Origin of the sequence: Vibrio iocasae (genome assembly GCF_042245395.1) — a bacterium.
GTDB classification, from domain to species: domain Bacteria; phylum Pseudomonadota; class Gammaproteobacteria; order Enterobacterales; family Vibrionaceae; genus Vibrio; species Vibrio iocasae.
On the sequence record NZ_CP145310.1, the window covers coordinates 939,460 to 964,845 of the forward strand.

At 41.9% G+C, this 25,386-nt stretch carries 20 protein-coding genes and 1 tRNA gene; 4 read left to right on the forward strand and 17 right to left on the reverse strand.

What is annotated here, in order from left to right:
- Window positions 1-29: 29 nt before the first annotated feature.
- On the reverse strand, window positions 30-1,922 hold the full coding sequence (locus tag SNR28_RS04225; protein WP_375749777.1) for a methyl-accepting chemotaxis protein: 1,893 nt from the start codon (window positions 1,920-1,922) through the stop codon (window positions 30-32).
- A gap of 377 nt (window positions 1,923-2,299) precedes the next feature.
- Window positions 2,300-3,490: a multidrug effflux MFS transporter gene (locus tag SNR28_RS04230; protein WP_375749778.1), complete on the reverse strand. Its 1,191-nt coding sequence runs from the start codon at window positions 3,488-3,490 to the stop codon at window positions 2,300-2,302.
- A gap of 106 nt (window positions 3,491-3,596) precedes the next feature.
- Between SNR28_RS04230 and SNR28_RS04235 the strand changes: the two genes are divergently transcribed.
- A complete protein-coding gene (locus SNR28_RS04235; RefSeq protein ID WP_375749779.1) occupies window positions 3,597-4,088 on the forward strand; it encodes a MarR family winged helix-turn-helix transcriptional regulator in 492 nt (163 codons plus the stop codon).
- Here SNR28_RS04235 and SNR28_RS04240 read toward each other — a convergent pair.
- The 3 genes from SNR28_RS04240 to SNR28_RS04250 form a co-directional block, all read right to left on the reverse strand.
- Window positions 4,072-4,815, reverse strand: coding sequence for a hypothetical protein (locus SNR28_RS04240; RefSeq protein WP_375749780.1), 744 nt, complete (start codon window positions 4,813-4,815; stop codon window positions 4,072-4,074). The two genes, SNR28_RS04235 and SNR28_RS04240, sit on opposite strands and share 17 nt — an antisense overlap.
- A 189-nt stretch (window positions 4,816-5,004) precedes the next feature.
- Window positions 5,005-6,054 (reverse strand): AI-2E family transporter, encoded by a 1,050-nt coding sequence (locus SNR28_RS04245; RefSeq protein WP_375749781.1) that lies wholly within the window; start codon window positions 6,052-6,054, stop codon window positions 5,005-5,007.
- A gap of 288 nt (window positions 6,055-6,342) precedes the next feature.
- Window positions 6,343-6,417, reverse strand: a tRNA-Gly gene (locus SNR28_RS04250).
- Between the two features lie 292 nt (window positions 6,418-6,709).
- On the opposite strand from SNR28_RS04250, the gene SNR28_RS04255 reads away from it, so the two are divergent.
- The gene (locus tag SNR28_RS04255) at window positions 6,710-7,477 is read left to right on the forward strand and encodes a DUF4344 domain-containing metallopeptidase (RefSeq protein WP_375749782.1); all 768 of its coding nucleotides are present in this window, start codon (window positions 6,710-6,712) and stop codon (window positions 7,475-7,477) included.
- A gap of 71 nt (window positions 7,478-7,548) precedes the next feature.
- Here the strand turns inward: SNR28_RS04255 and SNR28_RS04260 are convergent, their stop codons facing one another.
- Window positions 7,549-8,811: an NADP-dependent malic enzyme gene (locus tag SNR28_RS04260; RefSeq protein WP_375749783.1), complete on the reverse strand. Its 1,263-nt coding sequence runs from the start codon at window positions 8,809-8,811 to the stop codon at window positions 7,549-7,551.
- Window positions 8,812-9,027: 216 nt separating this feature from the next.
- Complete coding sequence (locus tag SNR28_RS04265; RefSeq protein WP_375749784.1) at window positions 9,028-9,249, reverse strand: alternative ribosome-rescue factor A; 222 nt, start codon at window positions 9,247-9,249, stop codon at window positions 9,028-9,030.
- Window positions 9,250-9,424: 175 nt separating this feature from the next.
- Here SNR28_RS04265 and SNR28_RS04270 point away from each other — a divergent pair, with 175 nt between their 5' ends.
- Complete coding sequence (locus SNR28_RS04270) at window positions 9,425-10,219, forward strand: hypothetical protein (RefSeq protein WP_375749785.1); 795 nt, start codon at window positions 9,425-9,427, stop codon at window positions 10,217-10,219.
- A gap of 42 nt (window positions 10,220-10,261) precedes the next feature.
- Here the strand turns inward: SNR28_RS04270 and SNR28_RS04275 are convergent, their stop codons facing one another.
- The 8 genes from SNR28_RS04275 to SNR28_RS04310 form a co-directional block, all read right to left on the reverse strand.
- A complete protein-coding gene (locus tag SNR28_RS04275; RefSeq protein WP_375749786.1) occupies window positions 10,262-11,521 on the reverse strand; it encodes a BatD family protein in 1,260 nt (419 codons plus the stop codon).
- Between the two features lies 1 nt (window position 11,522).
- Window positions 11,523-13,211 carry a VWA domain-containing protein gene (locus tag SNR28_RS04280; protein WP_375749787.1) on the reverse strand — a complete coding sequence of 563 codons (1,689 nt, stop codon included), beginning with the start codon at window positions 13,209-13,211 and terminating at the stop codon, window positions 11,523-11,525.
- Between the two features lie 3 nt (window positions 13,212-13,214).
- On the reverse strand, window positions 13,215-14,255 hold the full coding sequence (locus SNR28_RS04285) for a VWA domain-containing protein (RefSeq protein WP_375749788.1): 1,041 nt from the start codon (window positions 14,253-14,255) through the stop codon (window positions 13,215-13,217).
- A complete protein-coding gene (locus tag SNR28_RS04290) occupies window positions 14,248-14,775 on the reverse strand; it encodes a DUF4381 domain-containing protein (RefSeq protein WP_375749789.1) in 528 nt (175 codons plus the stop codon). Before SNR28_RS04290 ends, SNR28_RS04285 begins: the two co-directional genes overlap by 8 nt.
- Window positions 14,772-15,713 (reverse strand): DUF58 domain-containing protein, encoded by a 942-nt coding sequence (locus tag SNR28_RS04295; protein WP_375749790.1) that lies wholly within the window; start codon window positions 15,711-15,713, stop codon window positions 14,772-14,774. Before SNR28_RS04295 ends, SNR28_RS04290 begins: the two co-directional genes overlap by 4 nt.
- A gap of 9 nt (window positions 15,714-15,722) precedes the next feature.
- Window positions 15,723-16,700 carry an AAA family ATPase gene (locus SNR28_RS04300; protein ID WP_375749791.1) on the reverse strand — a complete coding sequence of 326 codons (978 nt, stop codon included), beginning with the start codon at window positions 16,698-16,700 and terminating at the stop codon, window positions 15,723-15,725.
- A 35-nt stretch (window positions 16,701-16,735) separates the two neighbouring features.
- On the reverse strand, window positions 16,736-18,088 hold the full coding sequence (locus SNR28_RS04305) for an anaerobic sulfatase maturase (RefSeq protein WP_375749792.1): 1,353 nt from the start codon (window positions 18,086-18,088) through the stop codon (window positions 16,736-16,738).
- A 245-nt stretch (window positions 18,089-18,333) separates the two neighbouring features.
- A complete protein-coding gene (locus SNR28_RS04310; RefSeq protein WP_375749793.1) occupies window positions 18,334-19,230 on the reverse strand; it encodes a LysR family transcriptional regulator in 897 nt (298 codons plus the stop codon).
- 248 nt (window positions 19,231-19,478) lie between these two features.
- Between SNR28_RS04310 and SNR28_RS04315 the strand changes: the two genes are divergently transcribed.
- The gene (locus SNR28_RS04315) at window positions 19,479-21,014 is read left to right on the forward strand and encodes an arylsulfatase (protein ID WP_375749794.1); all 1,536 of its coding nucleotides are present in this window, start codon (window positions 19,479-19,481) and stop codon (window positions 21,012-21,014) included.
- An 81-nt stretch (window positions 21,015-21,095) separates the two neighbouring features.
- Here SNR28_RS04315 and SNR28_RS04320 read toward each other — a convergent pair whose 3' ends face one another.
- Entirely contained in the window at window positions 21,096-23,435 is a 2,340-nt protein-coding gene (locus tag SNR28_RS04320; protein WP_375749795.1) for a patatin-like phospholipase family protein, read from the reverse strand.
- A 215-nt stretch (window positions 23,436-23,650) separates the two neighbouring features.
- Window positions 23,651-25,138, reverse strand: coding sequence for a glycerol kinase GlpK (gene glpK / locus SNR28_RS04325; RefSeq protein ID WP_375749796.1), 1,488 nt, complete (start codon window positions 25,136-25,138; stop codon window positions 23,651-23,653).
- Window positions 25,139-25,386: the final 248 nt, after the last annotated feature.

Genomic DNA, 25,386 nt, shown 5'->3' on the forward strand with positions numbered 1-25,386 from the left:
CGTATTTTTATAGTGGGAGAAGTATTAAACTAGTCGTCCACATTAAATTGTTTTGTTAAGCCAGTCAGTCTTGACGTTACATCATTTAGAGTCGTTGCAGTCTCAGCTGTCTGCGCGGATTCACTTGTCACCGATATTGAAGACTCATTGATTGAAGAGATGTTGTTGTTTAACTCGCGAGTTACAATATTTTGCTCTTCTGCCGCGCTGGCGATCTGAGCATTCATCTTGTATGTGTCCATAATCGACTCGTTGACCTGACCGATTGAGCTGCCAACCTGATCCGATATCTGGACTGCCCGACCAATTATCTCGGCACTGCCTTCGATAGCATTAGTGAGATCATCACTTCGCTCCTGAATCATCTTAATCATAGTGTTGATTTCTTCAGAGGATACTTGAGTTTTCTGTGCAAGGTTACGAACTTCGTCTGCAACAACCGCGAACCCTCGGCCATGCTCACCCGCACGTGCAGCTTCAATCGCCGCGTTAAGTGCTAGCAGGTTGGTCTGTTCCGAGATACCAACAATAACATCCAGAATGGTACTGATTTTTGCACTGTCTTCTTTAAGCGCTTCGATTTTGGATTTAATACCCTCGTTTTCAGATTCGACAGAACGAATTGAGTCGATGGTCTGTTCTACCAGCGAGTAGGATTGTTGCGACACCTCGGTTGCACTCTGAGTCACAGCCTGAGTCTCTGCTGCACTTTCAGCAATCTCATTCACACTCGCCTGCATCTGCTCCATGGAAGCAACTAGAGCAGAAAGTTCTTCCTGCTGGCTTTGCATGCTTTCGGAGTTCTGTCGGGATGCACCAATCACTAAACTGGATGCGCTCTCAAGATCGTCTGCTGAATTATTTAATTCAAAAACCGTATCTCTAAGTGAGTTTTGCATCTCAGAAAATGAACGTGCAAGTGTACCGATTTCGTCATTCTTATACTTACGCAGGTCTATATTGTTGTTCAGATTTCCAGACGCTATTTTTTGCGCGAACTCCGTCATTTGAGCAATCGGCAGGCCAAAAGAACGTCTCAAGAAAATCGTAGCGAATAGCAGCGTTAACACGATGATGACGACCGCAGCAATAATGGAGGTAATTGCTGCACTGGTTGCTGCTTCCTGAATATACGCTTGTGATACTCGAACATTGACGTACAGTTGAGCGTCATCAGAGTAGGTTAGGTAGTTGTAGTAACCATCTTTTAACACTACTTGCCCAAGAGAGGAACGGTTTTGATTTTCGGATGTACCTGCTATCTCGTAAAGGTTTTTACCAACGACTTCAGTATTGCTGCTACCGATGATAAAACCGTCCTTTCTAAATGCGGCGGTTTCGTAGGCACTATCCTGAATTGTACCAATAACGAGTTTAGACAGGTCATTCATCTCTTTATTGACGTTTAGCATACCGATAATTTGGCCGTCACGTTTAATAGGGTTTGCCCATGCAATGACCATATTACCGTTGATGGATTTGTATGGTGTCGTTATACAAAACTCGCTTGTACGCATAACACATTGGTACCACTCTCGCTTAGTGATATCCAACTTCGTCATTGGTATTAGCTCACCAGTGATATTGGCGACACCTTTACCAACAAGTCCAGCATAGGACACAAGTGAGCTTGTGCTGTCATTTAGGTCTGTAAAGAACTTTCCTTGTTCCTGATAACTTGAGTTCTCGTCGTATATTTTTGCCGCGAAATTCAGTGAAGATTTTATTGAGTTTGCGTAAGCATTGATAGAAGAGGTTATTTCTCGGTTGCTGTCGACCAGTCGGTCTAAACTGCTTTCTAAGGAAATTTGATCTATTTTTTTATAGCTCAAACTCGCGACAACGGCTCCTACTAACACGGCACTTATTGTTAGCAGCAAGAACAGTTTTACACGAATGGATAAAGAACGCTTGTCTGTCATATGGTTTACCTGGGCGTGGTTATTCTATTTTTATCGTTGCGTTTGTGTTGCATACCTAACATTAATGAAATCTATATGTGCAACAATAAGCAATAATGCACCATTATGTGGTCGTTTGCGAAAACATTTGTGTGTTAAACTGGCAATAATTTGATTTCTCTCAAATGAGCTAAATTAGTGAAATATAGAGACTGATAACCTCTTAGATAAATATAATTATATATCAGTAGGATATGTATTAGTCTGAGAGTTTGGCTTGACTTTTGAAGAAGAGGTAAACGTTTCCAACCAGCAAACGAAAAATCTGTCAGCGTGGTTATTTAAATACACAAACATACATGAATCTACATTGGGAATAACCTTCTTAAGCTAACCTACTATTTTTCTGAAATTTCTTTATCTCCAGGTTTTGGCTTATAGATATTTCTGGGCAGTGCACTGTTTGATATGACAACTAAGGTAAGCATAACAACCACAATAGGCCAAAGGCTTCCATTGTAAAATAGACTTGTAAGCCCCCCCATTAACGCTCCGGTCAAGTATTGGCCCGCACCTAAGAGTGCGGATGCAGCTCCTGTGTCATCAGTAAACTGGCTCATATAAAGAGCATTAGCATTTGGCATAATTGCACCTAACATACCAATTGCTCCTATTACACCAATAACAAAGATATAAACGGGTACTTTAAGGAATATAAAAAGAGGTAGTACACACACAAACACCGCCTGAAGCAAGATCGCTAACTTCAGAAGCTTATATGCTGGAGTAGTTCGCAATAGTTTCGAGTTGCTACGATTTACAACAATATTTCCCAAAGTGTTTACTGCGAACGCTAATGCAAACATTTGAGCATCTAAACCAAACACGTCCTGATAAATAAACGAAGCATTTGTGACAAAAACCATCATGACGCTGTATGAACAAGCTTGAACCAACAAATAGCACATAGCAACTTTGTTTTGAACAACAGTTAGGTATCTTTTATATGCTGGAGTACTACTTTTAGTGTGTTTTTTTGAAGAAACTGGTAGGAACAAAGCAACCAAAAGCGCTACAAGTGCAGCGTAAAATGAGGTGAAGTAGAAGATATTTTGCCATTGTCCAAACAGAAGAATAAAAGCACCGATACTTGGTGCAATAGCTGGCGCCATAACCATGATAAGCCCAATCAGACCAAATAGTTTTGCTGCATTGTTGCCTTTCTCTCGCTCTCTAACTAGTGGAGCAATACACACAGTAGCGAAACCGCCACCAATTGCCTGAAACACTCGGGATAACTGAAGGATATGAAAGTTATCAGAGCACGTTATAACAATTGAGCAGGCTGCGTATAGTGATAAACCTACGACTATAATGGTCCGCTTTTCAAATCTGTCCGCCAAGGGACCACCAAGAATTTGTCCAAGCGCCATTCCAAAAATATAAAGGCTAACTGTTGTGGCGATGGATTCTGTACCGACATTCAAGTGAGATGCCATAGAGGGCATACCAGGAAGGTATGCGTTTACAGCGAAAGGACCGACAGCCAATATCATTGCCATTAATAGCGCAAACTGTCTGCGAGCCATAAATCCTCCGTGATCAAAATAATATCTTTCTGGAAAGATATGTTAGTTTGATATTATCTTTCTGGCAAGATATTCTTGGTTCTCCTCATTGATATAAGAAGTGCTAATGACAATAGAAAAGTTCGAAACTTTCCTCTCTCAGATGGAAGAAAACTGGTCGGAAGCGTATGAAAATATGACTCCAGCGATGCCACGTATAGACAAAATTCAATCTATCAACGATATAACACGTAGCAAGGTTATGGCTGAGTACGGTTTATTGGGCGCAGATTTTGGATTGCTAGCGGCACTGAGAAGAACTCCTGAACCTCATCTTCTTAAACCGACTGAAATCATGGATTATATGCTCATTAGTTCGGGAGGGTTAACTAAGGCGCTGTATAGATTGGAGAAAAAAGAGTTAATTTCCAGGAGCGCGTCACCAGAAGATGGCAGAATTAAGCTTGTAAAGCTTACCCTCAATGGAAAAAAAGTCATTGAAGACGTTATGGACAAGGTCCATTCTGACCATAAAACAATAACGGAAGCACTGAGCAAGGATGAACTCGTACAGCTTGATATATTGCTTAGTAAACTCCTATCTAAGATGGAAGGCTAGAGCTTGCATTATAAAACTGGCCATTAATCAACTCTTTGATTTCCCGTGAACGGAAAGAGTACTCTCGCCACTTCGATCGGTTGGCGAGAATAATTTCGCTTGTTAACTCATCGAGTAGTGAAGGAATAATAGCTAATCGGTCACAATAGTATTCACTTTCTTCGTTAAGACCAAACTGTTCGGCAACCTGCTGTGCAAAGGTGTGCTCCTCTTTGTCGAGCAAATACCGCCAAAGGGCATGGTAGAACGTATGATAATGAATCGACAAGTGCGATTCTTTTTCTCTCCAGACAGTGAGTAATACCTGTCTGTATGGGACAACCATATCACCGTTTTTGTTAAAGTGTTGATCGATATAGCCATCTTCATCCACATAGTAATCATCCATCGCGTACTCTTTGTCGTCGTCAGTATTGAATCGGATGGCGTAATATCCCTCGTTACCAATAAGGGTACACATTGACAGACTGTAGGTGGTTAGTGACTCGAAACTAAAACCTACGTTCGAAAATACTTCGTAACATAGTTCTCTTAAGTTCTTTCCGCCATCATAGGTACATGCGTAAGTTAACGAGCCCTTCTTTTGTCCAAACTTAAGCCACAGTCTTACTTCTTCGATGAGTTTAAGCTTTGAAGAATGGCGGGCATATTGATATAAGTCTGACTCGATATCGGATGCTAGTTGAAGTGTTCGTTCTACAATATTGTTTACGTTTATGGGGTTCATATATAACTGAAAGTGGGTTCGTAATCGTACTTAGTATGGATTTTAGTAGCGTCCTCTGTCCACCGACTGGCGCATAATTATCTACAATAGAGTGAGTGACATACGTTGGGTTTACGTTCTCAGTACGTTGGTTCTTCGCAAATGGCTCCTTTCTAGTCGACTTTCGAAGGAGCCATTTGTTGATGATTATTACTCGATTTCTAACCAAGCTAATAATAGCTTGTAAGTAATACTTAAAATAACTGCTCCAGCGAACAGGCCTACAATACCTGACATCGCCATGCCGCCCATAGCACCAAGAAGAAGTACCAGCATTGGCACATCGGATCCACGGCTCAGTAACACGGGTTTAAGAAATGTATCACTGACACTAACCAGAACACACCAAGCAGCAAATAACGATGCGGTGACCGTCGTCTCTGCATTAAATACATAGATGATAGGAGCAACAAGAATCAGAATAGGCGGTATCTGTACGATTGCTAGGAACAAAACACCAAAAGCCCAAAGAGCAGGGGCCGGAACACCAACTGCTACAAGTCCAGCGGATGCCAGAATAGACTGAATAACAGCAACACCGATAACACCCTGAACAACACTTCGTACAGTCGTTTTTGTCAACTCCGTCAATTCTTCACCCCTGGACTCGGTCAATCTATCCGCCAATATAACGAAAGCTTTTCGGCAGTTATCCGCATTTGCCATAAATACACCAGAGATAATCGTAGCAGCAATAAACTGTAATAAGCCACCTGCAAGCGATCCCATCATCGATGTAATTGTGGCCACACCTTCTTTTACTTCCTCACTGTACTTTTTAAGTGCGCCCTCTAGATTTACAGATGCATAGTGAGCCACGCTATAAAGTTTATCACCAGCGATAGGAATCTCTTTTAAAGATTCTTTTGGTACAGGAATCCTAAGAGAGCCGTCCTGCAAACCCGATACCGTTTCTGTAGTTGTAGAGTAGACGCCCATAGAGAGCAGAACTAGGGGAGTAAACAAAAGAATAACCCCAATAAAAGTGATAAGAATGCTGCTTTTGTTAAGACTAATTCCTAGCTTCTCACTGAGCATTGTTGTTAGCGGATAAATAGCTGTGGCGATAATCCCACCCCATGCAATTAAGAGGATGAAAGGCTGCAATATCGAGAAGCACAAGTACAGTAAGATCATTACACCGACGATCTTTATAGCGGCATCTACAGCCTGGTTGGAAAAGTTTTGAGCAACTTTCATGATTTTTCCTTGGAAACTAACGTAATTGTATAGAAAACGACGGCTGAATCTCGTTCAGCTCATACTAAATGCATAAATGAAATCAGAGCTTTAGCAGGGGGAGTATAGAACTGCTCATTGATGACAATTGCCAGAGAACTGAAAGAATATTGTAGAAAAGCAGGTTAGGTCAGAGCTGATGTTTTCTGAAACCATATAGGCGTTTCTCTGGATAACAGAAACACAAAAACACGCGATAAAGCGTTTAGTTTACAAAAAGTTGGGAAGTTACGAACTTAAAAGAGAAATTGGAGCGTGCAGCGGGAATCGAACCCGCATCATCAGCTTGGAAGGCTGAGGTAATAGCCATTATACGATGCACGCATCATCGTGAAGACGAGAGTTAATATGCCACATTCAGGAGAAAAAGAAAGTACAAATTTGCAGTTAGCTGTTCGTTTGCACATTTTTTATTCTAAAAGGACTCGTAATCTAAAACTTTGAATTAAAAAGGGGTTTTTATTTGCGTCTAGTGTATATCTTATAACCAGTACAAAAGAACAAGTAACACGAAGAGTTGAAGTAACACATATAAACAATCTAGTATTTACCGAGTGAATAATCAGTAAGTCGTTTCTTTATAATTAATAAGAATCAAAAAGGACCTTGTTATCTTATGAACAAGATATTTATAACTCTATTCTTTTCGCTGGCAAGCCAAATTGCTTACGCCTTGAACTCAGAGCCAAATATTATCGTTAAATACTTACCTGGTCAGACGGAGGGTGAAAAGGAAGTCATCGAGATTCTTAAGAATAGTGGCGTTAATGACACGATTGTGCAATTAGGAGATGAACTGTTTCCTTTCAATAACACCCTTTCGATCGAGTACGGTTCAGACGATGGCCCGCTGTTTGATCCTGAAATAAATACTATTCAAATGCCTTATAGCTTTGTCCTTGAAGCTTTTCACTATTTCACGAAGAATAAGTATGACGAAAAGTACGGTAAGCCTGCTTATGAAGGCGTCTTAGATACCGTGGCTCATACCCTTGTCCATGAGATTGGACATGCTTACATTATGGATAAAAATATCCCGATTCTAGGGAAAGAAGAAGATGCTGTAGACAACCTGGCGGCTATTGTCATGATTGAATACCTTGAAAGCGGAGCTGACAGTGCAATTAGTGCGGCCGATATGTTTGCTTTTGAGAGTGACGAAATGCCGGAAAAAATCCATATGGCAGAGTACATTGATGAGCACAGCTTTAACATGCAGCGTTATTTTCAAACACTTTGTCTAGTCTACGGTAGTGACCCTGAAAAATTCAAAGGCTTGCTCGATGAAGTGGGCAAAGAAGAGGTAACGCAACGAGAAGAGTTTTGCGAATATCACTATCAACGAGTTAGTGATGATTGGCACACTTATCTGGGAGTTCAGTAGAGTAATACAATTGAAAGAACAAAAAGGCATCACAGCATTGATGCCTTTTTTACGTCTTTTGTTTTCATAACTTATAGGTATTCATTCTTCTGCTTTATTGCAGCCTGATAAACAGCTTGGGCAACTTTGTCGTGTACTTCTTTATCGAGTGCTGCTGGTACCAGATCGCCTTTGCTAGCCAGTGCAGATAGTGTTTCTGAAACCGCAATTTTCATCTGATGAGAAATATGAGAAACGTCAGCTGCCAATGTACCTTTAAACAAGCCCGGGAAAGCGAGCATGTTATTGACAACTTTGCCGCATGTAGCGAAAGAGGCACCATGTTCAATCGCGATACTAGGTTCAATTTCCGGGTCGGGGTTACTTAGCGCCATAATGATTTGTCCTTCGCGAACCATTTCTGGCTTAATGAGACCTTTGACACCAGTTGTTGCTACAACAACATCGGCAGTTGCCATAACTTCTTCTAGTGACATAGGGTTTCCTCCCATACCACGAAGTTTTTTCTGTGCATCTTCATCTAAGTCGCACCCGACTACGTCTTTCACGCCATACTCAAGAAGAAGGTTACAGATTCCCATTCCCGCGGCACCAAGTCCAATTTGACCAAAGACTCGTTCTTTTAGGTCGATATTCGCTTGCTTTGTGGCGGATAGCAGGGCAGCTAGCACAACCATGGCGGTACCATGTTGGTCGTCGTGAAAGACTGGTTTGCTAACACGGTCAATCAACTCATCTTCGATTGTGAAACATTCGGGGGCTTTAATATCTTCGAGTAAGATTGCACCAAATGAAGGGGAGATAGCTTCAACGACTTCGATAATTTTGAGAGGGTCTTTTTCTTTTAGAAGAATAGGAACACCAGAAAGCCCGACCATCTCGGCTAGTATTGCGGCTTTACCTTCCATTACAGGCAAACCGGCTTCCGGGCCAATATCACCTAGCCCCAATATTGCTGTGCCGTTGGTAACGATAGCGACCGTGTTTTGAAGGTTTGTGAACTCCTTTATTTTATTGGGGGATTGCTGAATCGCCTGACAAACCCGGGCCACACCTGGAGTGTACACATCACGAAGTATCTCGAGAGATTCTATTCCAACGGAGGAGACAGTTTTGATCTTACCTTGCTTATGTCGATTGAATACTCGGTCTGATTTACCGGTTATAGACGTATCCGGCAACTGATTGATTTGGTCGAACAGCTCATGAATATTGAGAGAGTCATCATACTCTAGTGTAACTTCCCATACGGTGTCTTTATCTAATCTTTGTACCGCATTAAGCCCTTCGACGGTTGCACCGAACGCACCGATAACACCTAGTACTTTTGCCATATAACCTGGCCTATGGGGAGCTTCTACTAGTAAAATCTCAACAATATGCATACATACCTCAATTTTTATTATGTTCTAACTTATCGCGTTACTAAGTTTAGAAGAGCAGAGAGATGAAGTGCTTATTTGTTATAAATATGTGATCGGACGTGCAGGTTTAGGTTTTTTACTCTAAATGCGCAACTAGTTACAGAAAAGCCCTATTCAAAATCAACGTTACGCTGCCTTTGAATAGGGCTCTTTGCCTCTATGTTTTGCATTCCTTCGAAAACTTCCTTTACCTTTTTTCGCCTTTTCTACTTTTGAAGTAAATAGTTTACTAGTTACTAACGCCTTTAGAGCGTTGTCATTTATGGTGCCTCTTCCTGTTTCGACATCGAGTTTTTGTTCAGATGTCTTTGTGTCAACAGGAGGCAGGCTGTGAATTTTCTTAGCCATAGTGGTCTCCTAATATATCCGGGTGGGATTATTCTCCATGAAAGAACAAAAATCAACCATCGTATTTTAAGTATGATAAATCGCCATACTATAACCAAAGGTAATTTAGGATATACGAAAGTGTATGCTCCAAAGTTGGTATTCTTTTTTTGAAATCATCTACATTGGAGTATTAATGCATAACAGAAATAACGCGCTGCGTATTCTAGTTTTAAGTATCATTTCATGCGGTTCAGCCTATGCAGCAGAAGAGAGTGAGCTCCAGGATATGTCTGATCCGCTTGCGGTTTATACTCAAGCGGGTTTTGGGGTATCTGATAAAGGAATCAACTTAAAAGTTGGCCAAACTTATGACACCGGTAACCCAGTGACCATGGGTATGAATGTTATTGAAATAAAAGGGATAGGGGGAAAGGCGATAGGGATTCGTAGTGAGTCTGATTTCCCAGCAGTGGATGATTCCGTAGACTCATTCAGGTTTCGGAATTTTGGAGTAGATTTGACCAACGGACGTGGTCATCAGTTAGATCTCAGTTACAGCGTTGAACAAGATAGAACCACAGCTTCATACAGTTTTATACAAGCACTACCTAAATTCGGTCCAGTTAGCCTGTATCCTCTCGCTGGTTTAGGTTTGGATGTCATGAACAGCAAGAATTACCCTGGAGAGCAAGCGTCCGACTCTGGTTACACTATACCGGGAACATTTGCTTTAGTTGGGATGTATTCAAAGGTAGAGATTACCAAGAACATATGGATTAACTACAATCCAATGTACATGTCGACATTGTCTGGAGCGGATTGGTATAAAAAAGAAATTTATGCAGGAGAAAGCAGTATTTTGACTCATGAGTTTGCGCTTTCTTACCAGATCAACAAAAGAAGTAACTTACGATATTTTGCCAACTGGAACGAAAAAACAGACTTTGCAGACGGTGATCATCGTATCGAATATAACTATCAGTTTTAGTCTGAACTATTGTAACTAGTTACTTAAAACAGATATAGCCCCTTAGTCGGGGCTATAATTTTGTTTGATCTTTTCTAGTGAAGGGATAGCTTTTGGAATAGTTAACCATCTTGTTCTTCTCTCCGATAAGGCTCTCCAGATTTTTATTGAAGATGAACGGTTGATATCCTTACTTTGTACGATACTCGAATGCGAGCATTGATATTCTTTTGCAATAGAACCCTTCATCACCAGCAAACCAGTCGTTGACCTTAGCCGACGGTAGAGCAGAGTTCTGACTCTTCCCCAGTTTTTATTACTTAAAGCCTGGTAAAACTGATGGCTTTCTGGAGTAGGACGATTTTTGTAAAAAATCTTAACTCTTAAAACGGCAAAAATCGAAAGCAAGATTCCTAGAAACAATGCTGTTATCCATGCCCAGTTTTGTTTTATAAAAGATTTGATCGTGTGGCGTATCTTGTAATTACCACCCTTCAACAGCGTTGAGTGCAGTGTATGATTCTCTGTGTCCCACCAATGAATCAAAATGTCCGGAAGTTTTACTTCACCTCCAGTTCGCATTATGTAGGTCACACTGTCACTTCGAGTGGAGGCATATTCTCCTCTGTTAACCGAGTCGCTGAGTTTATATGGCTCTGTGTAAGAGCTGACATTTTGGTTTTTTATCGGTTTTATAGGATTTGGCAACAACATTGAAAGCGTGTCTTTTGCAGAAATATCTATCTTTCGTGTTATAACATCACCCACTTGTAGCTGTTTAGAAGATAACTCAACCTTCTGCGTAACAGTCGCTGATGTGGAAGTAAACCATATACTATCTTGGGTTAATGAAGAGTCGGGTAAACCAACGTTGAACTTTTGTGGCTCTGTATAAATAACCCCGGCTACATTCCCTTTTTCTGTAGACACCTGAACTGACACTGGAATAGATGGGATAGTGTATTGTCCACTTTTTTGTGGGAACAAACGGATTTCCCACCGTTGATGTGACCAGGTTTGTGCACCTTTGCGTTCCGTGTAGTTGGTTGCCTGTGAACTTTGGGGTGGAACTACCAGGTTCGGCACCTCAATGTAGCCGAACTCCGTTCCTCGGTTAAACCACCTGTTGGTACTGATATCCACGTACAAGATGACCTGTTGGTTTATCGCCACATGTTCCCCGTTGTTTTCCTTGGTACTCAACCAACTTTTGATTTTGAGTCGGTTGGAATCAATTAGGGTGTTGATATCTTGGGCAATCGCGTTTGGTGTAACAAAAGAAGCAATCAGTGTTAGTACTAGGTAAGTCAGAAACTTGTACATGCTAGTTCTCCAAAGAGTGGTTTACACCGAGTGAATCGTTTAGTTGCATTTGGAATTTTGCTCTCAAAAACTGCTTAGGGTCAGCTTCTACACGTTTGAGCCATTTGTTAGCAACAGCGTCATTTTGCAAAATCTCATCAGCGCTAAGTATTTCTTTTATCGTAATTTCTTTAGTTACTTGCTCTTCAGCGCCATCAGCGGTTTGTGGTTTGTCATCGGGAAGTTCTTGTGAAGACTCCTGAGAACCTTCCATGCTTTCTGCCTGACTCCTACTAAACTCGTTTATCTGCTTGATTACAGACTCGATAATTTTCAAGTTGTGTGCAGCAGCGGTATTGTTGGGGTTAGATTTAACCAACTCTAGGTAAACGCTACGTGCTGCTATGTACTCTCTCATTCCAACCAATGCATTTGCCGCGTTGAATCGAGCTTCTTCAGTACTTAACTGCATGAACAACGTATGCGCCGATTCAAACTCTTCTGCATAGTAATAAGCTTTCGCTTTTTTCATTGGATCATCATAGGCACGGGCAGATTTGAGATATTGTTTATCGTTAAAGTAGTATTGGCCTTGTTGATCCGGAGTAAGCCAAAGATCTAACCAAAACTGAATGGCTTTGTCTTTTAGTGTTACTTCGTTTGACTCACTTATATCTGCCGCTTTAGCCTGAACTAAACTCGCATAAGTTGGTTGTGAGTAGAGCAAGGTTGATGCTGATAAGAGGGTAGTTACCAGGCACCATTGAACTAACCAGCCCTTACGGAACCAAAGCAAAATGACTAACGCTAAAGGGAAAACGAGGTAATATCCCATATCTTTCCATGGGGTAGCCAAATCATTGCTTAGTTGCATGTGACGCTGTATGCGATTATCCAGCCACTCTATATCGCTGTGATCTACACTTGGCTTAGTAATATAACCACCGGTTGAGTTAGCCAGTTGCTTTAATGACTGATAATCGAAAGGCAGGTCGCTGCTTCTCTTAGAGTTTCCGGCCGCCATGATTAACAACTGATAGGGTTTACCTTCGAAATACGATTTAAACTGCTGTTGATCATCTGGAGATATGCCATCGGATATCAACAAAACTGAGCCGACAACATCGGTCTCCTCCATTAGCTTATCGATTATCGGCAGAGTTGTTTTAAGACGTTTACCATCTCTGGGCATAATTGTCGGATCGATAGCCGAAAGTATTGGTTTGAATACTTCAGTATCTTGAGTAAACGGCATGGCAAGATGTGCGCTACCGGAATAAACAACTAAGCTGGTTTTGCCGCCGGAACGTAATGCCAATAGATCTAAAATTTTCTGTTTAGAACGTTCTAATCGGCTGGGTGGTAAATCTTTCTGGAGCATGCTCTCACTTGTATCAAGCAGTATAAGTAACGGTGCTTTATCCTCACCAAAAGGAGATGATTCACGCTGCCAAGTCGGACCGGCACAGACGATAATGGCAAGTGAAAGAATTGACGTTAAAACCTTTAAAGGTAACTGCTTTTTCCACCCTTTATCTCCGACAGTTAATGCTTCCCTAAGATGGGGGGGTAAAATTTTTTGCCAGCTTTTCTGTTCGTCTCGGTTCCACCTGAGATAAACGACTGCAGCCAAAGGTAAAAAGGTTAACAGCCAAAATGGCCGTATAAAATGAAACTGAAATAGAATTTGCTTAAGTATCATTAGGTCCATAACTTAACAGCCCCTTCGTTTATAAGCGCGGTTAACTCGCTGACGCTTTATGAGCACTAAGGAAAAGGCACTAAGATTCAGAAGCAGAATTATCATGACAAAGTAGTGATGGATACTCGTTTTCGCACGATACGTTGTACTCTCGAATAACTTTGGTTCAAGCTCATTTATTTTATCGTATGCACTGTTCAAGTCCTTTTGGTCGAGCGCTTGAAACGCTTGACCACCCGACTCTTTGGCAACGCGTGTGATGATGTCCATATCAATAGCTTTCTCACCAACGGTTTGTGGGTCACCCATGGCAATCATATGAATCCTCACCCCTTTAGCTCTCGCGACTTTTGCGGCGTCAATTGGAGGAACATAACTATCAGTGTCATTCCCGTCGGTTAAAACGATGGCAACTCTTTCTCTGCGTAGGCGCGTTTCTGGTGAGGAGCTTTCTCTGTCAAAGACCTTGATTGCTAGACCGATAGCGTCCCCTAAATGAGTGCTCTGCCCGGCCATTGCCACGGAAGCTTGATTTAGTAACTCAAGCCAGACTGGAATATCGGGTGTGAACGGAGTTTGAATATAGGCAGCATCCCCAAAAAGAATCAAGCCGAGCCTGTCACCGGTACGTTTTATCGCGAAGTCTTTCAACACTCTTTTGGCGGCATCTAATCGATTAATTTTTTGTCCGTCTTCAGAGATAAAATCTGTTTCGGACATTGAACCTGATAGATCAACCACAACCATAATATCGCGCCCCATAAGTTCTCGCGTTTGAGGCTCACCAAGAATGGTTGGCTTTGTCATGGCAACGACAATACATATCCATGAGATAACCAGAGTAATACGTTGCCAGGTTGCCCTGGCAAGCGTAGTAGCACCTTCATGTGGTGTTTCACCTAAGCTATCGAGCAATAGATCAAAAAAGGGGACACGAATCGCACTTTTTCTTGTCCGGTAAGCCGGAATTAAGTAGTAAATTATCAGGGGGGCTGGGAGGGCAAACAACCAACCGGGGTAGGTGAGTGCTACGTCATATAACCAGCTAAACATACTTCTCTTCTCCGGAATCGCCTTGTTCAGATGGGTTGTGCTCAGCTATCCAGCATTTAGCTCGTCTTAGCAAAACAGTAACTTCGTCTTCCTGAAGAGAGACTTGATCAGGCGGAAGCAACAGTTGGCGCTGCCACTTTAAGCCCAGTTCATTATGAAAAAGGGGAGATTCTGACTGATAAAACGCATCTAACTTGATAAGAAACTCTTCACCCGTAACGGATGAAAATGATTTGTCTTTGTAGCTAGCAACTGTTTTTAGAACCAAATTCAAGTCGCGAATGGCTAGCGTAATTTGTTCAGTTTTTATCGAATCGAGGGCTTCCATGGCTTCACTTCGATATCGGTTTTGCCACAGGTACACAAGATACTTATAAAGCTTATATCCCACAAAACCTAGGGCGGCTAAAGCGAGCAATTTCCAACCTATAGTTTGAGGAATCCAACTGACCTGTTCTGGGCTGGTAACGTCGATTATCTCTATGAAAAGAAGTTTGTTACTAAGCGGTGAATCGCTCACTTCAACCCTCCCATTGCTTTTTTAAATTGAGAAATGTGCTGACCGTCCGTACTTACCTGAACCAACGGAAGGTTTTTGATTGCCATCATATGAGTCAGATCGGCGACTCGTTGTCGGTATTTTTCAGATATACTTTGATTTGCTTTCGAAAGTTGCAGGTGACTATCTAAACTCAACTGATATTGGCCGTCGGTGACAGTAAATGCACCATAGTTTTTTGATATGGATTTCTCGTATGGATCGGAGATTAAAACGCCTAGCACATCGTTATGTATTTGGAGATGCTTAAGTTTTGTCAGGTCCTTCTCTTTTGCGCCATACCAATCGCTAAAAATGACAACAACGCTATTTTTCATTTTCAATTGGACTAGTCTGTCGACCATTCCGCTAAACGTATTCTGATTCGAATCCACAGAAAGTGCAGAAAGTTTATTGTTAACCTCACAAAGTACAGACAAGTAATTTAGAAAATCTTTTTGCGAACGTACAGGCTTACACCATTTGACTCCTTCTCCTTCGGTAATCAATAACCCAATACGATCATTATCCTCCAATATGCGCCATGCACATAGAGTAGCCAGCTCAACGGCAATAACTGATTTCATAGTATTAACCGAAGAAAAAAACATACCTGAGTTTTGATCGACACAGAGGATTACGTTGTAATCCTTTTCCTCGCTATAAACTCTTATGTGAGGTTTACCGGTCCTTAAAGTTACGTTCCAATCAAGGTTGCGTATGTCATCTCCGGTGTTGTAATGGCGTAATTCTTCGAAGTTTAAACCGCGACCTCGAAAGCGAGAACCATGTCTGCCTGACAATACGCTGCCTGATTTAAATTGAGGGAGCAGGGTAAAAGAAGAAGCTTGTCCCTTAAGGCGAATAAGCTCTCGATAGTCGCAATAAAGACGACTATCGTTTAGTAAATCTGAAGACATACCTAGCCTCTAGCCGATTATCACATGGTCTAAAAGCTCTTTTACGACTTGCTCTCCGCTAATACCGTCAGCAAGAGCGTCATAGGTGAGACTGATTCTATGAGCAAGTACAAATGGTGCAACACTTCTGACGTCATCGGGTTCAACATGATCTTTACCTTCTATCCAAGCATTTGCTCTGGCACATTTGTCCAGCGCAATGGAGGCGCGAGGGCTTGAACCGACGTCAATCCAACGACTTAGTTTTGACTCAGGATAACGTTCTGGGTGTCTTGTCGCCATAACCAGACCAACAATGTAATCTTCTACAATTTCTGAGACATAGATTCCGGATAGAGCCGCTCTTGCCTTTAATACTGCCTGAGGATCAATAGTCTTAATCAAATTTTGTGTTTTGACTATATGGTTTTCTTCGTTCCGAACTAAACGAATGATCTCTTTCTCCGCAGGGTCATCAGGATAGTCCACATTAACTTTCATGATGAATCGGTCCATTTGAGCCTCGGGTAATGGGTAAGTACCTTCTTGCTCAATCGGGTTTTGTGTTGCCAGAACCATAAACAGCTCGGGCAGTTTATGTGTCTGATCGCCAACAGTGATGGTTCCTTCTGCCATTGCCTCTAATAGAGCGGCCTGCACTTTCGCAGGCGCTCTGTTTATTTCATCCGCTAGGATGATGCTGTTAAAAACAGGTCCTGGCTGAAAATGTAATTTTGGTTTTCCATTTACCTCCTGATAAACCTCAGTACCGGTAACATCTGAAGGCAGTAGATCTGGAGTGAACTGTATTCGACCAAAAGAGGTGTCTAACGTATCGGCCAGAGATTTTACGGAACGCGTTTTAGCGGTACCAGGTAAACCTTCCAGCAGAACATGTCCACTGGTTAAAAGTCCTAACACTAATGAACGAACCACGTGGTTTTGACCAATTACAGATTGTTCAACCTGGGTTAGTAGGGAGGTGATCAACTGATGACTATTTTGCATCTTAAGCTCCGAATTTCTGGAAATACTTGTAAATATTAATGTTGGGCCAGCTTTTTAGCTTTCTGTGCCTTTAGGTGTTCCTCATAGGCCTTTTTCATTTTTTCATCACTGTACTTACCGTGAGCTACTGGGTGCTTTAGTGCTCTTAAAATGTAAGAGAACCCTTTGTCGGCATGGCGATAAAACTTATGCCAACCTGCACATAAATAGTTGAGTCCTGGCTCACCGTCTTTTGTCGCTATAAAACGATTCTTAGGGCACTCACCAAAGCAGGCAAACTTGTAATCACATTGCTGACATTGATTAGTCAGTGTTTTAGATTTCGCCAGTCCAAAGTCTTGTTGCTTACTTGAATAGGCGAGGGTTTCAAGTTTTGTATGGTAGATATTGCCGATTTTATATTCTGGGTAAACGTAGTGGTCGCAAGCGAATACATCGCCGTTTGGTTCCATTGCTAAACCTTTTCCACACATCTCACCAAGCGTACATAATGGGTTTTGTCTTCCCATCCATGTTTCTATAAACGCCTCAAAATACTGAATAAATACCTGACCAACGTCTCTTTGAATCCATTCATCAAAAATTGCAATTAGGAAGTTACCCCACGCTTCATCTGAAACACAAAAAGGTTCCATAATTGAGTTTTTGTTACCCGGTAAAAGTCGTTTATCTCCTTGCCTTGGCATCGCCGCCTGATCCCAGGTTTGCGGTGCATCTGTACGGAAAGTTTTTTGTTCAACAATGGGAATAAACTGCATCTGAGGAGACTTTACTACGTCACGTAAAAATCGGTAGACTTCTAGAGGTTGTCGGCTGGTCATGTTATTAACACAAGTGAGTGTTGCAAAGTTAACCTGATGTTTATGTAATAATTCGACAGCTCTCATAACCTGTTTGAAAGTGCCGCGACCTGCTTTGTTTGTGCGATAGGTATTGTGCAGGAGTTCCGGTCCGTCAATACTAAGGCCAACGAGAAAGTTATTCTCTTTCAGAAACTGACACCACTCATCGTTTAGCAAGGTGCCATTTGTTTGTAAGTCGTTAAAAATACTCGTGCCTTGTGGCTTATATTTGTTCTGAAACTCAACAATTTTTCGGAAGTAATCCACCCCAAGCATAGTGGGTTCACCACCTTGCCATGAGAATACTATGTCGGGCGTGTTCTGGCCTTCTATATAGTTTTTAATGTAATGCTCCAGAGTTTCTAAGCTCATTTCTGGAGTACAACCTTTCTTGTAATCTAGAAGGTCCTGTTTACTTAGGTAATAGCAATACGTGCAATCAATGTTGCATGCAGCTCCGATAGGTTTTGCCATTACATGCATTCTTTTGGATGCCTTCCCCTGATATAGAGGACCTGTTGTCAGGATTGAAGTGTCAATTGCCATCAAAGCTCCGAAGTCAGTTTTGTCGTTATATATGAAAAATTACTAACAGTGAGCAGTTATTATAGGGGGAATGTAACAGGGGGAATGTTATATTAATTATTCTAATTTGGAATGATGTCACCAAATAAGTACAGAACTTGTATTCAATAATTAATAACAAGCACGAATTTAAGATTTCTTATACGAATACTTTGTGATTTCGTATGAAATGTTTTAATGAATGTTAGGTTGCACCGTATTTACGTTTATTTACTTGCCAGCTTTTTAATTTCATTTCTAAACCATAGGTGTGAAGGTTCGGTGTTTCTACTTGGGTGCCACATCATATGGATATCTACTGTGCTCTCTTTAAAGGGGCTGTCTATCGCTCTTACATTGAACTGCTCTGAGAAAAGCTCAGCCATTTCTTTCGTTGATAGAGCAATTAATTCGGTTCTACCAACAATAGACATTAACTCAATAGGTCCAGCAACACGGTGTACCGCATTGCGTTTGTTGAGCTCATCGATATCTTCTGAATCGAGAATACTTTTTCGACTTTCCCAGGCAGATACAACCAGGTGCTCTTCTGTTAAAAACTGTTCTTTAGTGATGTTGCCATCGTTTAGCCTAGGATGATCTTTGCTACAAATTACAACCAACTCTGCAGGAAAAAGAAACTCAGATCGTATAGAGATGTTGTTTACAGGTTTTCCGATAACCAAGTCGTAACGTTGCATTCTAAGGTCTGATTCTAAATCTTCGGTAAAGAGTGGATGCACTTCGAGCGAGATATTGGGTGCTGACTTTTGTAAAAACTCAATTAAATCGGGGATAAATGAGTAGCTAACGGCATTAATCGCTGCAATCGTAAAAACTCTATGAGCCGTCATAGGGTCGAAATTTCTTGAACTGCTTAATGTTGAGTTGAAGTTAGTGAGTGCAGCGGACATAGCAGGGTAGATATCTAGCGAAAATGGCGTTGGCTCAACACCCGATGCATTGCGGTTAACAATAGGGTCATTGTAAATATCTCTTAACCGCTTCAGCGCTTTACTTACTGCTGGTTGACTAATACCCAACCGTTCAGCAGCTCGCGATAAGTTTCGCTCTTCCATAATAGCCACAAATATAGGGATAAGATTTAATTCAACTGACTTCATGATTTATCCAACTTTTATCAAACTTCGTTTATCTAGAATACTAACTGGAATTCGGAATTAATTGTGATTGCAATGTGAAAACCCAGAAAATCCCTAAATATGGGTTGCTTTCCATTCACAAAATAACCGTTGGTTATATTTAGTATAAAGCGACTTTACGAATTCGTCATTCTATAGTTTTGTCAAAGACCTACGAGTAGTTAGTGGGTTTTGATTTCGATTTACAATTAAAAACGGAGTGGTCATCAATGACACATAAACTCGGCAAAACAGTCGCTGGTATTGGTTTAGCAACCATGTCCACGGCTGCAATGGCTGCAGACCAGCCAAATATCCTGGTAATTTGGGGTGATGATATTGGTCAGTCAAATATCAGTGCTTACACTTTCGGCCTGATGGGTTACAAGACACCAAATATCGACCGAATTGCAAATGAAGGCATGAAGTTTACAGATTACTATGCAGAGCAATCTTGTACAGCAGGTCGTTCTTCATTTATTACCGGGCAGTCCGTATTCCGTACTGGTTTGAGTAAAGTAGGTCTGCCAGGTGCTGATGTTGGTCTTCGCAAAGAAGATGTAACCATCGCCGAAGTACTACGTGACATGGGGTACTCTACTGGCCAGTTCGGTAAAAACCATCTGGGTGACCGAGACGAGTTCCTTCCAACAAACCATGGCTTTGATGAGTTCCTTGGTAACCTATACCACCTAAATGCTGAAGAAGAACCTGAAAACGTCGATTACCCTAAAGATCCAAAATTCCGTAAGAAGTTTGGTCCACGTGGTGTGATCCACTCTTACGCCGATGGCCGTATAGAAGATACTGGTCCACTCACGCGTAAGCGTATGGAAACCATCGATGATGAAACCGTTGATGCGGCGATTTCCTTCATGCAAAAGAGTGCCAAGCAAGAAAAACCATTCTTCGTTTGGTGGAACGCAACCCGTATGCACTTCCGTACTCACGTAAAACCTGAGCTTCAGGGCTCTTCAAACGTAAGTAACTATGCAGATGGTATGATGGAGCACGATGCTCACGTTGGTGAGTTACTTGATCAGCTTGAAGAGATGGGTATCGACGAAAATACTATCGTATTGTACTCAACAGATAATGGCCCTCACATGAACTCATGGCCGGATGCCGGTCTTACACCATTCCGTGGTGAAAAGAACACAAACTGGGAGGGTGCTTACCGTGTACCTGCCATGGTGAAATGGCCAAATCACATCAAGCCGGGTAGTGTGTCAAACGACATCATGCACCATATGGATTGGTTCCCAACACTAGTTGCCGCTGCTGGTAATGACGAGATCAAACAAGATCTTAAAGAAGGCCACTCAATCGGCAAGATGACTTACAAAAACCATCTTGATGGATACAACTTCGTTCCTTACCTAACCGGTAAAGATGAAAAAGGTCCACGTCACGAGTTCTTCTACTTCAGTGATGATGGTGATCTTACTGCGATGCGTTACGACAACTGGAAAATTGTTTTCATGGAGCAGCGTGTAACCGGAACTATGCAGATTTGGGCAGAACCGTTTGTTCGTCTACGACTACCTAAAATCTTTAACCTAAGAATGGACCCGTACGAAACTGCGGACCGTACTTCAAACACTTACTACGACTGGATGCTGGATCATGCGTATCTTTACGTACCGGCACAAGCAAAAGTAGGAGAGTTCTTGCAAACATTTAAAGAGTTCCCACCAAGACAAAAAGCAGCAAGCTTCAGCCTGGATGAAGTTATGCAGCAAATGTCGGCTCAGCCAGCGAAGTAAGGCATACAAAAACTCCCGCGCAAGCGGGAGTTATTTATTGAAGTACCTTAGTCATGGGGCTAAGACATCAAACAAATACCATCAGAAAGTTTTCCCAATGATGAAGTAAACCGATCTGTAACCCTGCTCGGTTGCGCCAACTGCGAGCACTACAGGGCCTATCGATGAATCTACACCTGTGAATAGAGAACCGGCATGATAGAGTGGTGCATGCGCGAGGCTTGTATCTACATTGTTCCAGACCCCACCGTATTCCATTGATGCACCAACGTAAACGGGCAATCCGCCGACATCATCAAACAGTTTATGACGTACCATCAAGCTACTGAAGAACAAGTTTTGCCCAATTAGACTGTCTCGTGGGATGCCAGACAAACGTAAAAATCCTCCCAACTCTTTTGGTTGAATTGGAACGTTATCTGCAGATTTGCTTTCAACGGTACCAAATTCAACATTACCAACGAAAGTCGTTGGGCCAAATGATTCTGCCCCGCGGAAACTAATGTCGAATTCGTGTACAACTTCGTCTGTAAAGTCATAGCTTCTGCCATCTACAGACGCTGTTCCCGATAAGGTGTCATCAGATGCAAAGTACTCGATATTTATTAGAAAACCTTTGTGCGGCATAGAATAGTCGTCTAGGGTGTCAATTCTATATCGCCCGAAAACACCTTTTCGTTTGTAGTCAATGCTTCCGCTGGAAGGTGTTAAACCACCTTTAACATAGCGAACACCGACTCTTGCTTCTTGCCATAGAGTAGGCTGTATACCAATTGCACCTTCAAACTCGACTTCCTCGACGTCGCTCTTATTGGAGTTTTCGTGCATACCGAGTGTCACTTCTTCATCTAAGTAGTTCTCCTGAGTATATCTGTCTTCTTTAATATAAGAGACTCCAAAAGAATTGAACCATTTTTGGCTATAGTAGAAAGGTGAGGAGAAGTTCAACGAAGCCCTTCTTTCAGTACCAAGTTCCACATTGGCTTTTAGTTCTCCACCAAAATCGTTAATGCCGGTGAAGTTTGTTGAAACACCTAGTGCTACATTGCTGTCTGAATCGAAATCCTCTTCGACAATAAACCTGAAGTTGAGGTAGTTTGGCCCCCAGCTTTTTTCATCAACGTTGATGTGCAGGGTATTTTCCTCCTCACCATCTTCGTTCGTACCTTTTTCAAACCAGTAGTAAATTCGCTCAAAACGATCCAACGCGTAGAGTTTTCTTATTCTCTCTTCGATAAGTTCTGAAGAAGGAGTAACACTAAATCTTGTGTCTTCATCCAGAGCTTCAATATCGATTTCAAGATAGCTAAGTAACATGTCATCGCGATAATGAGAGTTGTTCTCTAAAACGAGTTTATTGACCACCATTTCGTCACTTCGAAGTACTTTTTTCTTTTGCTTTTTGTCTATGTAGCGTTGATAGTCGGCAGAAGAAAGAGAGTATCGTGACAATGATGTTTCGATGCTTGTAGCCGCGTTATAACCCCATTGAAGCGCTTGTGGCATCTTGTGGAAATCCGTTGTACCGATATCTCCTACGTGGGGAATAAGTAAAATATCTTTATCTTCGTCTAATAATTCTTTTTGTTCTTCTGTTGTTCTGCGCACCAAATAATTAGACAGTTGTGACGCGACATCCAGTACACTGGAGATCTGCTCTTTTTCAAGATAGTTACTACTGATATCAACAGCGATAATGATGTCGGCCCCCATCGTTTGAGCAACGTTGACCGGCATATTATTCGTCACACCACCGTCGATAAGTAGGGTCCCATCGAGCTCGTAAGGTGGAAGCGCGCCAGGAACCGACATACTTGCCATCATTGCATCAGCAAGCCAACCATCTTCTAAAATAACTTCTTCAAAATTTTCGATGTCTGTTGCGACCGCTCGATAAGGTATTGGAAAATCGTCGAAAGACTTCATCTGAGGAACATTACCGCTAGTGATTCTCACGATACTCATCATGTTTTGCCCTTGAACAACACCAACAGGAGAGCGGATACCATCTGTTCCAATGCCTAAATCTGGATTCAAGTTAAAATAATCTTCGTACTCTTTGGCTCGTACCTGTCTTTCACTTCGGCTTACCTTATCAACGTAGCCTTCTTCCCAATCGACAGTTTCAAACAATACTTCGATCTCATCTGCACTCATGCCTGTCGCATACAAACCTCCAACAAAAGCTCCCATACTGGTACCCGTGATGTAATCGACAGGAATCTGCATTTCTTCAAGTTTTTTTAATACTCCGATATGAGCAGCACCTTTAGCACCACCACCTGCCAAAACAACACCGATTTTAGGCCTGTCATGATTTGAAGTAATACCTGTTAAGTCGGTAGCCATAGAAAGATGAGATGTGGAGAACATACCGAGCAAGCATGTAAGCAGAATGAACGACTTCCAGTATTGAGTCATGATAAATCCTTTTAATCACAGGTCGAGGATAGATATCTGAGATAAATGAAAGGGTACTACAACTATTGAGCCATCACCATTTAAGGTGATGATTTATAGGCGGTAGAGTGATCAGGAATGAATAACTGTAGGTATCAGGCAGGAGCGTATACTTCTCAGATGGGACAGATACAAATGGAGAGCTATCTTTAGCTCTCCATGGTTAGGTCATTGCGCTAGCTTTTAGTACGTTCTACAGCATCGAGCCAACCTTCATAGGCGACTTTTCTGCTGTCTTTGTCCATCTTAGGATGAAACTCACGCTCAATCTCTTTCTTATCAATTAGCTCATCAAAGCTATTCCAAAAGCCAACAGCGAGGCCGGCAAGCATGGCAGCACCAAGTGCGGTAGATTCCCGTACTTTGGGACGTACCACTTTCGTTCCCATGATATCGGACTGGAACTGCATCAAGAAATCGTTCGCAACCGCACCACCATCCACACGAATTTGGTTAAGTTTTAAACCGGAGTCTTCTTGCATGGCTTCTAACACATCACGGCTTTGGAATGCGATAGATTCGAGCGCAGCTCTGATAATATGATTTTGGTTTGAACCACGAGTGAGCCCCGTTAGCGATCCTCGGGCGTGCGGATCCCAGTAAGGTGCACCTAAACCCACGAAAGCAGGAACCAGATAAACACCGTTGGTATCACTGACTTTTTCTGCGAAGTATTGTGTATCAGAGGCATCGCGAATTAGACCCAGTTCGTCTCTTAACCACTGAATAGTCGCGCCACCCATAAACACACTGCCTTCTAATGCATAGGCCACTTCTTCACCGATCTTGTAAGCAATGGTCGTTAATAATCCGTGTTTGGAACGAATGGCCTTATCACCGGTATTCATCAGTAAGAAACAGCCTGTACCATAAGTGTTTTTTGCAAGCCCTTTAGTGATACATTGCTGTCCAACCATAGCTGCTTGCTGATCACCGGCTATACCAGCAATCGGAATCTTGGTTCCGCCACCAATATTGGCGTATCCGAAAATTTCACTACTCGATTTAACTTCTGGAAGCATTGAACGTGGAATGTTAAATATTTCTAAAAGTTTATCATCCCAACTTAGAGTGTGGATATTAAAGAGCATGGTTCTTGAAGCATTACTCACGTCTGTAACATGAGATGCACCATTTGTAAGCTTCCACACAAGCCAGGTATCTACCGTACCAAACAGCAACTCACCACGTTCTGCTTTTTCTCTTGCACCTTCCACATTATCGAGTATCCACTCGACTTTTGAGCCAGAAAAATAAGCATCAGGCACAAGGCCGGTTGTATCACGTATATATTCTTCATACCCATCAGCGACGAGCTTCTCACAACGTTCAGCAGTTCGACGACACTGCCACACGATTGCATTGTATATAGGGTGACCTGTCGCTTTATCCCATACAATCGTGGTTTCTCGCTGGTTTGTGATACCAATACCAGCGACATCCTGATTCGCTACGTCAGATTGTGCCAGGACTTCGGTTAATGAAGAACGTTGCGTTGCCCATATTTCCATTGGGTCATGTTCTACCCAACCGGCCTTAGGATAAATCTGGCTAAACTCTCGTTGAGTAGAGCTCAAGATGTTTGCGTCATGACCGAAGATAATAGCTCTTGAACTGGTAGTACCCTGGTCGAGTGCAACAACTACTTTCTGCTTCTCTTCCATTTATTTTAATCTCCTGAATGGGGTTATGTTGAATATCGTATTCTTAATCTGATGCGCGAACTTTTACCATATAATGTCACTTTCTGTAAGAATAACAACATAAATGTGTGAAACTTGTTATTCAATATACCTCTTTGTGATAATGGACAGATGTTTTGTTATATAAAAATTATAAAAAGTGCTCGATCAATTTCGTTTCTTGTGCTTGAATTAAGCAAAATGAGCGTTTGCGAGCATTTACGAAAAGA

Coding starts and splice junctions, on each gene's coding strand:
- SNR28_RS04225 (WP_375749777.1), bottom strand. CDS start 1,922: ATGACAGACAAGCGTTCTTTATCCATTCGTGTAAAACTGTTCTTGCTG.
- SNR28_RS04230 (WP_375749778.1), bottom strand. CDS start 3,490: ATGGCTCGCAGACAGTTTGCGCTATTAATGGCAATGATATTGGCTGTC.
- SNR28_RS04235 (WP_375749779.1), top strand. CDS start 3,597: ATGACAATAGAAAAGTTCGAAACTTTCCTCTCTCAGATGGAAGAAAAC.
- SNR28_RS04240 (WP_375749780.1), bottom strand. CDS start 4,815: ATGAACCCCATAAACGTAAACAATATTGTAGAACGAACACTTCAACTA.
- SNR28_RS04245 (WP_375749781.1), bottom strand. CDS start 6,054: ATGAAAGTTGCTCAAAACTTTTCCAACCAGGCTGTAGATGCCGCTATA.
- SNR28_RS04255 (WP_375749782.1), top strand. CDS start 6,710: ATGAACAAGATATTTATAACTCTATTCTTTTCGCTGGCAAGCCAAATT.
- SNR28_RS04260 (WP_375749783.1), bottom strand. CDS start 8,811: ATGGCAAAAGTACTAGGTGTTATCGGTGCGTTCGGTGCAACCGTCGAA.
- SNR28_RS04265 (WP_375749784.1), bottom strand. CDS start 9,249: ATGGCTAAGAAAATTCACAGCCTGCCTCCTGTTGACACAAAGACATCT.
- SNR28_RS04270 (WP_375749785.1), top strand. CDS start 9,425: ATGCATAACAGAAATAACGCGCTGCGTATTCTAGTTTTAAGTATCATT.
- SNR28_RS04275 (WP_375749786.1), bottom strand. CDS start 11,521: ATGTACAAGTTTCTGACTTACCTAGTACTAACACTGATTGCTTCTTTT.
- SNR28_RS04280 (WP_375749787.1), bottom strand. CDS start 13,211: ATGGACCTAATGATACTTAAGCAAATTCTATTTCAGTTTCATTTTATA.
- SNR28_RS04285 (WP_375749788.1), bottom strand. CDS start 14,255: ATGTTTAGCTGGTTATATGACGTAGCACTCACCTACCCCGGTTGGTTG.
- SNR28_RS04295 (WP_375749790.1), bottom strand. CDS start 15,713: ATGTCTTCAGATTTACTAAACGATAGTCGTCTTTATTGCGACTATCGA.
- SNR28_RS04300 (WP_375749791.1), bottom strand. CDS start 16,700: ATGCAAAATAGTCATCAGTTGATCACCTCCCTACTAACCCAGGTTGAA.
- SNR28_RS04305 (WP_375749792.1), bottom strand. CDS start 18,088: ATGGCAATTGACACTTCAATCCTGACAACAGGTCCTCTATATCAGGGG.
- SNR28_RS04310 (WP_375749793.1), bottom strand. CDS start 19,230: ATGAAGTCAGTTGAATTAAATCTTATCCCTATATTTGTGGCTATTATG.
- SNR28_RS04315 (WP_375749794.1), top strand. CDS start 19,479: ATGACACATAAACTCGGCAAAACAGTCGCTGGTATTGGTTTAGCAACC.
- SNR28_RS04320 (WP_375749795.1), bottom strand. CDS start 23,435: ATGACTCAATACTGGAAGTCGTTCATTCTGCTTACATGCTTGCTCGGT.
- glpK (WP_375749796.1), bottom strand. CDS start 25,138: ATGGAAGAGAAGCAGAAAGTAGTTGTTGCACTCGACCAGGGTACTACC.